Annotated in this window: 11 protein-coding genes; 7 read left to right on the forward strand and 4 right to left on the reverse strand. The window is 56.9% G+C overall.

The window, feature by feature from the left end; all coding sequences use genetic code 11:
• Positions 1-300, forward strand: coding sequence for a HigA family addiction module antidote protein (locus IPM59_09920; protein MBK9215897.1), 300 nt, complete (start codon positions 1-3; stop codon positions 298-300).
• Between the two features lie 200 nt (positions 301-500).
• Complete coding sequence (locus IPM59_09925; protein ID MBK9215898.1) at positions 501-1,304, forward strand: RNA methyltransferase; 804 nt, start codon at positions 501-503, stop codon at positions 1,302-1,304.
• A gap of 30 nt (positions 1,305-1,334) precedes the next feature.
• Here IPM59_09925 and IPM59_09930 read toward each other — a convergent pair whose 3' ends face one another.
• The 4 genes from IPM59_09930 to IPM59_09945 are packed head-to-tail and all read right to left on the reverse strand — an operon-like array spanning position 1,335 to position 7,544.
• Positions 1,335-2,888, reverse strand: coding sequence for a serine/threonine-protein phosphatase (locus IPM59_09930; GenBank protein MBK9215899.1), 1,554 nt, complete (start codon positions 2,886-2,888; stop codon positions 1,335-1,337).
• A gap of 6 nt (positions 2,889-2,894) precedes the next feature.
• Positions 2,895-4,577: an FtsW/RodA/SpoVE family cell cycle protein gene (locus tag IPM59_09935; protein ID MBK9215900.1), complete on the reverse strand. Its 1,683-nt coding sequence runs from the start codon at positions 4,575-4,577 to the stop codon at positions 2,895-2,897.
• Positions 4,578-4,581: 4 nt separating this feature from the next.
• Entirely contained in the window at positions 4,582-6,441 is a 1,860-nt protein-coding gene (locus IPM59_09940) for a hypothetical protein (protein MBK9215901.1), read from the reverse strand.
• On the reverse strand, positions 6,438-7,544 hold the full coding sequence (locus IPM59_09945; protein ID MBK9215902.1) for an FHA domain-containing protein: 1,107 nt from the start codon (positions 7,542-7,544) through the stop codon (positions 6,438-6,440). The genes IPM59_09940 and IPM59_09945 overlap by 4 nt, the downstream gene beginning before the upstream one ends.
• Positions 7,545-7,815: 271 nt before the next feature.
• Here IPM59_09945 and IPM59_09950 point away from each other — a divergent pair, with 271 nt between their 5' ends.
• The 5 genes from IPM59_09950 to IPM59_09970 all read left to right on the forward strand — a co-directional run bounded on the left by IPM59_09950 (position 7,816) and on the right by IPM59_09970 (position 14,727).
• The gene (locus IPM59_09950; protein ID MBK9215903.1) at positions 7,816-8,424 is read left to right on the forward strand and encodes a hypothetical protein; all 609 of its coding nucleotides are present in this window, start codon (positions 7,816-7,818) and stop codon (positions 8,422-8,424) included.
• Positions 8,425-8,438: 14 nt separating this feature from the next.
• The gene (locus IPM59_09955; protein ID MBK9215904.1) at positions 8,439-8,984 is read left to right on the forward strand and encodes a hypothetical protein; all 546 of its coding nucleotides are present in this window, start codon (positions 8,439-8,441) and stop codon (positions 8,982-8,984) included.
• A 4-nt stretch (positions 8,985-8,988) separates the two neighbouring features.
• A complete protein-coding gene (locus IPM59_09960; protein MBK9215905.1) occupies positions 8,989-10,044 on the forward strand; it encodes a prepilin-type N-terminal cleavage/methylation domain-containing protein in 1,056 nt (351 codons plus the stop codon).
• 18 nt (positions 10,045-10,062) lie between these two features.
• Positions 10,063-13,077: a hypothetical protein gene (locus IPM59_09965; GenBank protein MBK9215906.1), complete on the forward strand. Its 3,015-nt coding sequence runs from the start codon at positions 10,063-10,065 to the stop codon at positions 13,075-13,077.
• Between the two features lie 297 nt (positions 13,078-13,374).
• Positions 13,375-14,727 carry an AAA family ATPase gene (locus tag IPM59_09970; GenBank protein MBK9215907.1) on the forward strand — a complete coding sequence of 451 codons (1,353 nt, stop codon included), beginning with the start codon at positions 13,375-13,377 and terminating at the stop codon, positions 14,725-14,727.
• Positions 14,728-14,785: the final 58 nt, after the last annotated feature.

Raw genomic sequence — 14,785 nt, forward strand, 5'->3', positions numbered from 1 at the left:
ATGAGCCCAAAGCTAAAACCGATACATCCTGGCGAGATATTGCTTGAAGAGTTCCTCAAACCACTTGGCATCTCACAATACCGACTCGCGGCCGACATAAGCGTGCCCCCGCGTCGGATCAACGAGATAGTCCTCGGCAAGCGGTCGATCAGTCCCGACACCGCTCTCAGGCTGTCGCTGTACTTTGGCCTGTCTGAACAGTTTTGGATCAACCTACAGACGCGATTCGACCTCGAAACCGAAAAAGACAAACTCAAGGGCCGACTTATCCGCGAAGTTCGTATATTGCAGCCAGCTTAAGAGACCACCCACTTCCGCCGCCGCTCTCCGACCTCTGCGAAATTCTCTGCGTGGAATATTTGCCAAGGTTTTCTCCACGCCGAGAACGCGGAGATGAATCGCAGAGTTCGCGGAGAGGCGAGGTCGTTAAACTAAACCACTACCGAATGACGGCGAACGTTTGCTTCGCGGTGCAGTGTCCCGCTAACCTAGGGTCGGAAATGCAACGCGAGGTGATAACCAGCAGGGACAACGCGCGGCTCGTCAACGCACGGAAGGTGCGGGACGGGCGAGTGCGGGATTCGATCTTTGTCGAGGGCCGCAGGCTGGCGGGCGAAGCGGTGCGTTCGGGCGTGGCGATCGAGGAATGTCTGATCGCGGAATCGTTCGCGGACAGGGAACTGATCGATGCGGCGGCCGCGCGGTGTGAGGTGAGCGTCGTGGCGGACCGGCTGTTTGCGTCGGTCGCCGACACTGACACTCCGCAGGGCATCGTGCTGATCGCACGGCGGCCTGTGAATACGCCGGACGATGTGGCCGCGCGTGTCGCCTCAGCGGCGGCGCCGGTCGTGGTGTTCCTGAAAGAGGCGAATAACCCCGCGAATCTCGGTGCGATATTTCGCACGGCCGAGGCCGCAGGCGTGGCGGGCGTGATCGTGTCGAGCGGTTCGGCGGACGCGTATTCGCCAAAAGCGTTGAGAGGAGCAATGGGCGCGAACCTCAGGCTGCCGATAGTCGAGGGCGTGGCGTTTGACGAGGCGTTAGCGTGGGCACGCGAGAAGGGCCTTTTGCCAACGGCGACTATGGCTGGTGCTTCGGCGAGCTATGTCGATCTCGACTGGCAGCGGCCACGAATGCTGGTGCTCGGATCAGAGGCACACGGCCTGAGCGACGAGGAACTGGCGGCGGTGGATGAAACCGTTTCGATACCGCTCGCGAACGACGTCGAAAGCCTCAATCTGGGCGTAGCTGCGGGCATTTTGATGTTTGAGGCGAGGCGGCAGTGTGGGATCTGCGCGGAGTAACAACGTATCAACTTCAGATCTGTTGCCGGACTAGCGGAGCGGTGTAACGGAGCTGATGTTTGCAGGTTCCACACGCTTAGTGACCTTATCCAGTTCGCTGCGAAGGATGGTATGGCCGGTTGTGTTATTCAGAGCGGCCATCGCAATAGCGATCTCGATCTCCAGCGTTCTGGCATTGTTTGGGTCGAATGCGTCCGGTTGTCCAGATGCGAGTAATGCCTTGGCTTTGTCGAAAGCATTTTTTGCTTCGACATATTGATTGAGAAGCACTCGAGCCCTCCCGACAAGGAAATAATCTTCCGCAGTTTGCGGATCAGCACCAAATCCGGCGAGGGCGGCAGCCGGCGTTCGATCCACCGTGCGGCGATTCTCTTCGAAGGCCGTGAGGGGAGCATTGCCTGAGCGCATCTCTGTCGGCATCGTCGGCGTTTCCGCCTGTCGGGCCTTCAGCACGAGGTACGACGCAGCACCTCCGATCACGACGCCCAAGGCCAGCATCACGATGCCGATCAGCACCTTGCCGCCGGCTGATGACGCGGATGGGCTCGATCTGGCGACACCGATATCTTCGGGTTCGTGCCTGAACGACGGAACTGTCGGCGGTACGTCGGCTTTTATCGCCGGCGCCGCGGCTGTCACGGCTGCCTTTTCTTCAGGTGTAAGCGAGATAGTCTCATGTTCGGCTTCATCAAGATCCTCGGTCGTTGCCTGCGCTGCGAGTCGGCCCGTTTCGATCTCCAGAACTTGGTCATCCGCCGCAGGAGCAGGCTTTCGCGCGGTCGCAGCCGTCGGTGTTTCTGCCGGCTCGGGTGAATCAGGGCTTGCCGTATCGATCTCGCCTACTTGGGCAGCGAGGCGGATCACGACGGCAGTCAGGTTGTCCTCAGCCCCGCGTTCGAAGCAGAGCTCCTTTAGGTACTCGCATACGTCCTCGGGCGTGCCGCCAAACGTCAGCACACCCTTGATCTCCTGATCGTTGACGTGCCGCGTGATGCCGTCAGAGCAGAGAAGGAATGCGTTGCCCGGCTCGACCATGATCGTCTTGAGGTCCGGTTCGACCGTCGATTCGGCACCGAGTGCGCGGCTGATGATGTTGCGGCTCGGATGGTTCTCGGCCTGTTCCTCGGTCATCCGCCCGGCTCGCACCTCCTCGGCGACCATCGAATGGTCCTCAGTCTCTCGGTGCAGTTCACCGTCACGATCGAGCCTGTAAACACGCGAATCGCCGACGTGGCCGATAGTTGCGATGTTGCCGTTCAGGTGGACGGCGACTACTGTCGTCGCCATGCTCGAGAGCTGGGGCAGCTCCTGGGCCATATCGTGGATGGCAGTGTTGGCACGTTCGATGGCGGCCCGCATCACGGTCTCGGCATCGCCATTACCGGCATTTGCAAATGCCTCGCCCAGAATGTCCATCGCCATCTGCGACGCCACCTCGCCGGCCTGAGCTCCGCCAACGCCGTCAGCTACGGCAAAGATGCCGCGCTGGGCGAGTTCAAGGTACGAATCCTCATTGTGCGGCCGCTTCTTGCTTAGGCCGCGGTCCGACACTGAGGCCGATGAGATGTGGACGACTGTGTCCATAGATGATCAGATGGTTTGCGGCTTTATTTCGACCATGTCGCGACGCCGGTCAATTGCGTTACGGTGCGAAAATGCCATCAGCATTCCGAGCATCAGAAAGCTCGTAATGAGGCTGAAGCCGCCGTGGCTCACAAACGGTAGCGTGATGCCCGTCATCGGCAGTGCACGCGTGATGCCGCCGATGTTTACAAGGGCCTGAAAGCCGATAAATGCCGCCAGCCCGACGCAGCAAAGCTTGCTAAACATATCCCGCGAATCACGAGCCGTTCTGACGCCCGCGGCGACGAAGACGATCAGGGCAAAGGTTACCAACAGCCCTCCAAAAAGTCCAAGCTCTTCTGCAAGGGCCGCAAATATGTAGTCTGAGTCAGCGACCGGTATCAACTCGGGGTAACCAAGCCCAAGCCCGCGTCCCGTGACACCGCCCGATGCGAGTCCGAACGTCGCCTGCGCGGGTTGAAACGCGAGGATATCGAACCAGGCCTCGACGTTGATCTTTTTCTGCGCATCCTCAGGGTCTTTTTCGATATCCGCCTGAAAATCAGGATTGTTCTCTACGTTCTTCTTGTACCATTTTTGGTAGTCGGCGGCCCACCACTCGGTCTCGGGCGTCGGCGGATTAAATCCGTCGAGCCAGAGATGGAATCGCTGTTGAATGCGGTTCGGCAGTATCTTCTTGACCGGCGCGGCCACGCTCGGAAGCAGCGGTATGCTCTCCTGGGTTTTTACCGGCAAGGCCCCGACGACAAGGATCGAGATGACCAGGACGACGCTCCCGACCAGCACCAGCCGCTGCGGGAAGCGCCTGACCGCGATCAGATACAGCGTGGCATAGACCGCGCTGAAAACCATCATCTGGCCAAAGTCATGCAGGACGAAGAACGGTAAGAACGGCATCACTGCCATGACGACCAACGGGAGCACATCTTTTGCACGCGGAATGCCCCAATAGGTGTTGGCAAGGTTCTTATACAGCACCGCAAGGATCGCCGCAAAGCCCAACAGGAAGGGGACTTTGGCCAATTCCCAAGGCGTCATGCCGAGAAACTTTCCGCGTTCCGCGAGCCCGGCCGGCACCAGCAGTAGGGGAACCGTGATAAGGACGATCAGGAAGCCTTTTTGCTGGACGCGTTCGAGCATATCGCTGCGTCGAAACACGATAAAAAAGACAAGGAACCCTATGAACCCCAAAACAGGATTGTAAAAACGGCCGCTCAGGAAAACCGATCGCACGGTGTCCTCCGGCGGCCGCGGCTTCTCGGTCGAGAGGTCGACCGGCGTCGGCGGCGTCTCGGGGAGGCCCATGAACTTCTTCTTTTCAGGAGGATAATTCTCCTGAATGTAGTGCATTTGCAGGGTCTTGATCTTTGCCTGCCGGGCCGCAGCCTTGTCTTTCTGCGACGTGTACTCGGGGTCGGTAAACAGTCGGTACTGCATCGTCAGGCCGATCGAAAAGAGCAGCACTGCCGACGTGTAGATCGTCCAGTTGCCGTCGAAACGCAGAAATTGCTTTATCAAGATCGGTAACACCGCAAGGGCCGCGAGCAGCATGATGTTGCGAAAACCGGCCAGCGTCGATGCCTCGTAGCCGCGAATTAGCCCGCCATAGTAGATCGAATAATGCGAGATCGCCGTGATCAGGACGATCAGCATCAGGATCAGGACATGTGAGGAGGTGCGGTTCTTCATTACATCAACGCCGAGCCGGAGCCGCTGGGCCGCCAAGCAGGCCGAGCCGCCTTGCCTCAAGCAAAATATTTGCTGCGATCGGCGCGGCAGTATCTCCGCCGTACCTGCCTTCGCCGATATTCTCGACAGCTACCATCATAGCTATCAGAGGATTCTCAACGGGCGCTATGCACAAAAAGAGACCGTCCCATCTCTGCCAAAGCACGGTTTGGAGTTCCTCGTAATACTCGCCCGTCTCTTGATTCTTCTTTCGAACAGGCCTTTTAACCACCTTGCCCTTGTCGTCGTATTTAGGCACGTCTCTGTCGGCCGTCCCAGTCTTGCCGCCGGTTGAAATACCGGCTCCCATCACCTTTGCGAGAGCCCTGGTCGCGGTGCCGCCGGCCTCCTGCGTAACGGTTGACATGATGTCGCGGATCTCGCGGGCCTGCTGTGGGCTGAGGACCTGTGAAAAAGCCTGGGGCGGCTGATCCATCTCGATGCGGGGCTTCATTAGCCTGCCTTCCATGTTCGCCGGGGCTGAGGCGATCAGAGCCAGTTGCAGCGGTGTCACGGTTCCGGCCCCGCCCTGTCCCATACCGATGATCGCAGATTCATATAGGTTAAGCTTGGCCCCTGTGGTGATCGCCGAGCGTGCCGGGGCGAGAGCGTTGGCGAGCCTGCGGTTGCTGACATTCCAAATGTCGGCAAAGCGTCCCTGCTTCAACGCGTCCTCGCTGGTCTCAACCGGTGCTATGCCAAAGACAGTCGCCGTCTCGGCCATTCGCTCGCGTCCTAGAGCATTGGCCATACGCGAAAAGAACTGGTTGCTCGACTGCCGAAAAGCATCCCGGATCGGGCCACCGCACGAGTGGCATCCTCCGTGGCCGTCGCAGATCGGCCTTGAGCCGCGGAACGGCGTATAGCAGGGTTCGCCGGGGACGCCCTGCGGCAGATCAGCATTCTGCTTACCGGCCCGATAGGCCGAGATCATCGTGAAGGTCTTGAACGTCGAGCCCGGCATATAGAATTCGTGCAGGGTCCGGTTGAGCGTCGGCTTGTTCTTCTTGTCGGCTTCGAGCTTCAGCCATCCAGCCAGCGATTCAGCGTCCGAAAGTTTGTAACTGGGATTCGAGTATGCGGCCAGCAGATCTCCCGTTTGCGGATTCAAGATAACGACCGCCCCGTTACGGTCGCCGAGCTGCTTCGCCACGAAAGCCTGCAGATTTTTGTCGATCGTGATCTTAACGTCGCGATTCTCAGGCTGAGGCTTCTTGTATTTGGTCAATATCTCCCACGCCTCGGGCATCGGATCGGCTTCCTGTTTATAGAGCGAACGCTCGAGGCCCGGCGAGCCGCGTTCAGTACCAAGCAGGTGGGCCATCTCTTTGTCGAGAGAGAAGGTCCGGTCTATATTGCCGTCCTTATCGAGCTTGTAATACGCAAGTGCGTTTTGCAGTGTACCCGAGCGGTCGAGCATCCAGCCGCGAAGGCTAGCGGCATTGATCCGGCGGTTGCGAAGGTCTTTGTAACTCAGTTCACTGAATTTTTCATCCCATTCATCCGCGTAGAAGGCCCAGTAGAACTGTGATCCGAAGACGAATAATGCAAGGATAACGAAGACGACCTGCCAGACCATCAAGCTCCGGTTAGCGATAGTCTGGGTGAGTTTGCGAGCAGCCTTTGATGGCAGGTCGCGCTCAAACGTGAACTTTCGGCGACGGAAATTCTCGATGAACGTCAGGATCAAAAAAGCGAGCAGGATCGCGACCGCGAAGAGATATATTATCGATAGCCCGGCCGGCGTGCGCTCGAGTATCTGCCCGCCAAAGATACTCTCAGGTCGAAAACGGGACAGGTCAATAAGAAAGAGCTTAAGCATCATTCCGTCAGGCTCGTTACAGTTTCCGGGGCCTCATCATCGTCCTGTTCCGCCGATCGGGCAACGGTGATGTTTGTCTCGGTTTCGTTGTCAGCGGTCAACGGAGCCGCCGAAGCCACAGCAGTTACGGTGACCGGTTCTCCTTCAGCATCGCTCTGGTCATCCGTTTCCTGAGAGCTCTCCGGCCCTTCACGCCCTCGGAATTCGAAGCCGTCGATCTCTACCGTCTCGCCGGACGGTTCGCCTTCTTCAGCCTGCGTTTCCTGAGCTATGATCACCGGTGCCGGAACGTATTCAAAGGCCACCGCTACTGTCCCGAAGCGCACCTTGTCGTCGTCGGATACGCTGATCGCCTTGCCGTATGCAATACGCTCGTCGTTGACGAACGTTCCGTTCGTTGACCCCGTATCAGCCACGGCAAGCTTGCCGTCAGCTCCTATCGCGAGCGAGGCGTGCGTCTTCGAAACGCTGGTGTGATCTAGGATCAGGTCGTTGCCGCCGGTGCGGCCGACCGCACGGCTTTGGCCGGGAGGGAATTTCAACTCAACTTCTCTATCCTCACCGTTGTGCTGGAATCGGGCGATGTATCCCGGAGCGGCAACCTCTGGCTCGGCAACCTTTTCGATTATCTCCGAGAGATTCATCGCGGGCACCGTGACATTCATCTCGACGTCGCGGTCCTCATCAGTGAACTGCTCAAAGCTCACCATGAGTTTTACGCCCTGAATGAAATAGTCCGGTTTGACGTCCATGGTCACCGGTGCGTAGGTGTAATAAAGTGAGTCGTTGATGTGGTCGACGGTTGCCACCAGCAACTCGCTCTCCAACGCCGCAAGGGCACTCTCGGCGTCCGATGAGAAACGATCCCATTGCATGCGCAGCTTGATATTGTGAGGGACGACCACGCCCTTGCCGGGAACGTCCTTGGCCTCAGCATCCAACAACTTCTTTATCCGCTCGATAAGCTCGCTAGTGGCGATGCTGCTTGATGGCGTCCAGCGCCGTCCGGTAAAGCGATCGACGGTATCGCCAATGCGCGTGAGCACACCACGCACCAGCCAATCTGCCGAAAGCCCTTTCTTTGGAACTGATCGCTCTTGAGTCACGTCAGGCCTTTAATCGAGTACTTCTCGAATATTAACTGAACAGCAAAGCAAAAAAAAGTAATCAAAGCATTGCGTTGACTGTGTTCAAACAGTTACAATAGTGTTGGAAAAGCTTGAGCATTGATCTTTTCCTATCATAGGGCTCCCTATATCGTGAAATTATGGATATTGATTTTTCAAGAATCTTGACACTCTTTTGAGGAAATTCCATGGTTCTATGAGTCGACTTGTTTTCCCAAAAAAACACCCACAACGCGAAGGTGGCTTTTCAATGACCGAGTTAATGGTGGTCGTCGCTGTTCTCATCATAATGGCCGCCATTTCTATTCCGTATCTTGTCAATTATAGGAAGGTCTATCGGTCGGACGATCAGGCGATCAGAATGATGGATATGATGCGTGAGGCGGGACAACTCGCGCTCACTCGCCGTCGTTCCGTGCGCCTTGAGATCGATCTGACTGACAATGCAGTCTTGATCATCGACGAACGAGGAACAGGCGCGTCCGACGACGAGTTGGTCAAGATGGTTCCACTAGATCAGGCATCCGACATTAGGGTGGACGTGATTCCCAACGGCGTCAGTAAACCGAATCCCCCGAATTATGCTGATGCTGCTTACACGATCGACACCACTGGCCACAAACGCGGGAGTACGACGGTAATAGGACATTCAGTTTGGGCTACCCGGTATCAAAGTGACGGATCGGTCGTCAATGGTGCGGGCAATCCGGTCAGTGCGAATCTTTACGTATGGCCACCCGTCTCCGGCGGCAGTTTGACGCCTCGCAACAAACTCGAGGTTCGAGCTATCACAATCTTCGGCGGCAGCGGGGCGATCCGGTACTGGAAGCACAATGGTACGACTTTTATCGCGACCTGATGACGAACCGCATTATGAAACAACCATCACAAGCCGGCTTCTCCTATATTGACGTTATGATCGCGATCGTGATCCTCACGATCGGGATCCTTGCATTGATGGCCGGCATGTCGGCAGCGGTTCTGCATGCGAAGGGCCAAGATCAACAAATGATCGCCAAGCAAACTGCCGCTTCTACAATGGAGTCGATCATGTCGGTAAAGGAGACCGATCCGGATCGTATGGGGTGGACCAAGATCGGCAATGTCGGGACCAATCCGATCAACGGTGTGCCGCAGGGCATCTTCGTGGCAGGCATGCAGAATGTTTTTCCGGATGCGGGGCCTGACCAGATACTCGGAACGTCGGACGATACCGGGACTCCGTCGGTCAGCCTGCAACGCGAGATAGTGATTACGGATCAATGTGACCCTGACCGTCCCTCTTACAACTGTCCGATACCGGGCCCGTCGGCGGTGCGCATCCGATCGGTTCAAGTCAAGGTCAGATACTTCGTTGGTTCTCTCGCGCGTGAGGAGCAATTGACGACGGTTCTAACCGATTATGCAGTCGAGAATTAAGAATATGGACAGACCTCGTATTACCCGCGCCGGCCAAGGTGGCTTTTCGCTTCTCGAACTGATCATTGCAATGGTCGTGTTTACGATTGTCACCGGTTCCATCTTTGGGTTGTTACAGGTTGCTCGGCAAAGTCGAACTGTTGTCAGCGAGAATACCTCGCTCAGCAAGAACGTCAGGCTCGCACTGAATCTCCTGGGTCGGGATACGTATAATGCGGGTTACGGATATCCGCTGCGAAACACGGTTGTGTTGCCTGACAATCGTGTGTCTGCTCTGCTCGCCATCCCGAACGACATTGATACCTCGCGTGACACCGTTCCGCCGATCATTGCCGGTAACAACATAACCGTCAACACCTACAATACTGTGGCCGGCGTCCGCACTGACCAGGTAACATTTCTTTTCAAGGACACCACATTCAATCCTGATGCGGGCGGCGTTTCGCAGCCTCTGAATATCAATGCAGCGACCACGAGTGGCACTGGTATTGACGAGATCGTTCCCATCTCGGGCAGCAACGGGGTGTGTCGGCGTAACGATATCTATCTGGTTACGGGGGCGAACGGTTCGACACTGGGTGTTTCTACAGCTCTTCTGGGGACGAACAAGGTCCAGTTTGCAAATGGTGACGTTCTTGGATTTAACCAGACTGGGAGTTCAGGCCCGTTGCGCGGCATAGTGACGCCGGCGGCAATGCAGCGCGTGATCATGGTGACCTATTTTGTTACCGGCGACGGGACGCTTACACGCCGTGAGTACGCAAACGTCCCGCCTGTCGGTCTGCCGATAGGCGTTGTCGATGAACCGTTGGTTTACGGCGTAGAGGACTTCCAGATCGTCTATCTAATGGATGACGGGACTACATTGAATAATCCGTCCGCAGGCCCCGATGGTATTGCTGGCACGGCGGACGATACGCCGGCGAATCTCGCAGCCGTTCGGCAGATCCGCTACACGGTCAAGGTTCGGTCGACCGAGAAGAACGCCGCCGACCAGTTTTACCGTTTGGACATGAGCTCCACATTCAGTACCAGGAATTTAGGTTACGACGCTAACTAGCAAACAGGGAAGGTCAAGATGAACGCGCAATATTCTGCAGATGTTAGGGGATCCGGTGAGCGAGGCTCGGCGATAGTCATTGCTCTTTTTGTGCTGGCGCTGATCACGGTCTTCGTCGCCTTAGCTTTATCGCGTACGTCGGCCGAGGCCTTTGCCGTTGGTAACGAGACGGCCGAAGCTCGTACATTCTATGCGGCTCAGGGCAGCCTTGAGACCATGACGCGGAACTTCAACAAGGTGTTTGAGGTGAAGCTGAATCCGACGACGGCCGATATCAACAGCATCAGGAGCGGAGGAGTTCCCGGACTCTCAAACTACACATTCAATCAGGAACTCGATCCTACTTCGACCCGGCAGACGGTCGTGTTGAGTGGCGGGCCGTTTAGCGGGCTTTATGCGATCCGTGACAACTGGCGGCTGCGCACAACGGCGACCGACAATCAGGGAGTTCAGGCCCAGTTGACGCGAAACATCCTTAACAGCCGCATTCCGATCTTTCAGTTCGGCATTTTCTTTGAGGACGATCTTGAACTCTTCCGCCCGCCGAGATTCTCATTTGGGGGGCGCGTTCATTCCAACCGAAACTTTTTCGTCTCGCCCGGCAACGACGGCGTCTATTTTGATTCAAAGGTGACCGCTGTCGGTGAGATCGTTACCGAGACATGGCGTAATTGGTACACAGGGGATTCCTACGAGGGCACCTATATCAAAAATGCTTCAGGGGTAAACAAGCAGCTGCGTCGGTCGATGGGCAGCGTGCTGAATACCTCTGAGGGGGCGGCTAACAACATCTTTGCGTCGCAGCCGGACATGCCGCCGAGCAGGGCGAACAGCAGTTTTGCAACACAGGCGGCGATATTTGACGGCAACCTGCAGCATCATGTGCCGCGGCTTATCCTGCCGATCAAGGTTGGCTACCCGAACGACCTTGATCGCCTCGTTGAGTTGATAAAGCGGCCTTTGAATGTTGCAACCGGGAGCGGTGGCGACCTCTATCAGGACTCCAGCGGCAATCTGGCACCCGTCGTAAATGGTGCTCAGGACGACGACATCATGCGTTCGGAGCGTTATGCGAACAAGCCCGGGATCCGTATCAGTCTGGCAGACAGCAAGGCGAAACTTCCGGGCTGCGCTTCCGGCAGTGGAACTGCCGCCGTCACCGGGCCGTGCGGCATTCGCCTCGACGGCAACCGCGATCCTGGGAACGATGGGGCCGAACCGAGTCCGTCTCCGGCCGCGATGGCAGATCGTGTCCGTGGTTATGAACCAAGACCGATGAAGACTTCGACAAGCGACACGGGTTTCAACTACAAACCAACGCGCCTGAATGGCGAGCGGTTCTATACGCAGGGCATGATGCCGTCTGGGCGGACACAGCAGGTGTGGATAAAGGTCGAGCTGGTATCGATCAATAGCACGACACTTATCCCTGAGACCATAGACATCACGCAGGATTTTCTGAGCCTTGGTGTTACGGAGGAGGTTCCGAACTCGATCACGATGACCCACGCCGGTTATACATCGGGAACCAAGGAAAGCTCGATCAATGGAACCGCGACCAGTCCAAGCACGAATCTTACCAGTACGAGCGTTCAATCGGCCTCCACCTATCCCGACAGCCGGTCGGTGATCAAACTGCAGCGGTTCATGATACCCGGTCCGGCGATTCCGGGTGGGAGCAGCGTACTCTATTCTTATGGCTCCGAGAATGTCGTGCGGAGGTTCACGGCCGTAGGCACCAATGATACCAATGTGAACAACGGATGTACTTCGGGCTGTACGGCCGGCAATTCGGCCATGGTTGGCGACAGCTTTACGCCCGATATGGAGCGCTATGCGCATCTGAAGCGGGCGACGGTCAACGGCACAGCGAATGTTGCGATCGTGCCGTTCCCGATAAAGATGTTCGATACACGTGAGGGGACATACTACGATTCCCGCAGCACGAGCTATTATTCGAACCTGAGCAAGCTCACGCGTAACGGCGTAATGAGCATAATTGATATCGACGTTGCAAATCTCAGACGCTTTCTGCGCGGGGATTATGACAACCTGTTTCCGACAAACACTCCGTATGCGATCTCGCGGGGCAACATTGGGCTCAAAAGCACCGATGTCCCACAGCGCGAAGGCTGGGTCGTTTCTTTTTCAGACAGGCGAGGTGACGCCGATTTTGATGGCGAGCTCGATATGGAAGACGTGCTCAGTCTTGCGCCGGGAAATACCGGAAGCTTTCAGGCGAGCGAGGACGTAAACCAGAATGGCGCCCTCGAGGCCAGGTATTGGGGCGCCGGGAATGACGCACGCGCCGAGACGGAAAAATACAATACAAATGCCATCGTGCCTGACCGCGCGGCCGTGGTTGACCACAAATATTATCGCCGCGGCGTGCGGCTGATCAACGCGACGGTGCTGCCGGGCGTTTACGACTCATCGACGCCGTCGAATACGCGCGGTTTTACATTTGCGTCTGAGAATGGCGTTTATGTGCAGGGGAATTATAATGCGACGGGTGTCGCCAGCGTTCCTTCGACCGGCAACACGCCGTTCGATGATTATCTTCCGCAGAATTCGGCCACGCATATTCCCGCTTCGATCGCGGGTGACGCAGTTACGGTCCTGTCCAATGCCTGGAAAGACGCAAACAGCTTTGCTTCGCCTTACGATCAGGGCGGCCGTCTGGCCAGTAATACCACTGACCGGTTCGCGTTGATCTCGGGCGACACGGTAGCGTCGCGCGAACTGACACCGCATCAGGGCGGCGGTTACCCTCGGATGAACGGCGGTGTACATAATTTTAAGAGATTCCTTGAGGAGTGGACGGGCAGGCGGCTGGACTATGCGGGATCGCTCATCAATCTCTATAACTCTCGCAACAACGACGGCGCATTCAAGTGCTGCAACACGGTCTATGATCCGCCTGTGCGCAACTGGGTCTTTGACAGCACCTTTCTCGATCCGACACGTATGCCGCCCGGAACGCCGTTTTTCCAGTACGTTCAAGTAACCGGCTTTAAGCGGACCAACGATTAGGGCTTTACAAAGCCAAAAAAGGGCCGCGAACATCACGTTCGCGGCCTTTTCGCGCGGTGCCCCCGCGAAAGGGGACAAAAACTCAAATAGCGTCGGGTGTTGACAATTCAAGTGCAACAGCGTATCATACTCGCAACGATAGGAATGTCAAAACTTTTTTGCGCGGAATCTGTGGAACACGGCCCCAAAAAGGCTGCAACCTGAATCACTGCAATAGTTACAGCGTTCCGCCTACTGCCGGAACAGGGCCGGAACACAGGCGGAACGCGAGAGCAACAATAGAACGCGAGGAACAAAATGCACGACAATGTCACAAACGAGAGAACAACACGAGACACGGGCCTTGGGACGATAAAGAAGGCGAACGAATGTGTCGCAAGGGAAGATCGGGGGCCGTTATTTGACGAGTTTTGGAACGACGGCGAGCTTGCGGTCCTTTTTGGGCCGGCGGGTGTCGGCAAGAGCGTGCTGGCGGTGCAGGTAGCCGACGCGCTGGCCCGAGGTCGGCCAATGGACGGGTTTAATATGCCCGAAGACCGCCGCCGCGTGCTGTATGTGGATATGAAGCTCACCGAGGACCAGTTTGGCGAGCGCTACACGTTCGAAAAGGACTACTACAGCCCGGCGAAGCGGTTTCGCCACTCGGAGAACCTCTATATCGGTTGCCCTCACGATACCTCACAGCTCTGTGATTACCTGCGTGAAAAGATCGCCGAAAAGCACATTTCGGTCGTCGTGATCGACGACGCATCCGAGTTTCGCTCGACCTATGATGGCACGCGCGAGACGCTCATTGTGATGCGGCAGCTCAGGCGGCTGCAGCGGGAACTGGGTATATCAGTGCTGGTCATCGCATCGTCACGTCAGCCGGGCATTACCGGAATGGTCACCGAGAACGATCTGATGCGCTCGCGCGTGCTCTGCGAAACCGCCGATTCGGCGTTTGCCCTCGGCGTGCACCCGACCGACCGCACGTGGCGGTATCTGATGCAGATCCGATCGCGTTCCGACGCCCTCTATTGGACCGGCGGGCAACTGCCGTATTGCCGGATGTCGAAAACGGATGACGGCAATCTGGCGTTCAAATTTGACGACCGGTTCCTGCCCGAATACGACGAGGAAACCCGCAAACTGATCGTCGCTATCAAACACCGCCACGACGAAGGGGCAAGCTTTCGCCTGATCGCGGAGGATCTTGGGATACCGGTCTCACGCGCACATCGCCTCTTCAAAAAATGGCGCCCTGATCTCGTCCGGCCTGAGGACATTCCGGTGGTTGAGGAAAATGACGAAGAAGGCACCGACAGTGATAGCCGGGACTTGGACCAGAAGGAAAATGTCCATGCGGCTCCCGAAGGTGTGGCAGTCCCGACGTCTTTTGTCGGGACTGACGGGGTGGTTCTCGACGATGAGGAGCTTGACACCAAGGAAATACCGCCAACACCACCTCGCGACACCGGAAGCCTGGATTGGCCGGATTGGCTCGATCCCAAATTAACGCCCGAAATGTATCGCGGAAGGGAAATACTCGTTGAGAGCCGGGATGAACGCGGCCTGCCCAAGGTCTTTTACGGCCTCAAGCCCAGCGGAGCGGTCCATCGATATGTTCGTGATGCTTGGGGAACCAGCGGAAGTGCGGTCTATCCGTGAAAGGTCGGGAAGGAGCCTTGGAGCCTGCGGCTCTTTGCGGCTTGCCGCTCTATTTGCG

The organism is Chloracidobacterium sp. (assembly GCA_016715795.1).
Taxonomy (GTDB): Bacteria; Acidobacteriota; Blastocatellia; order Pyrinomonadales; family Pyrinomonadaceae; genus OLB17.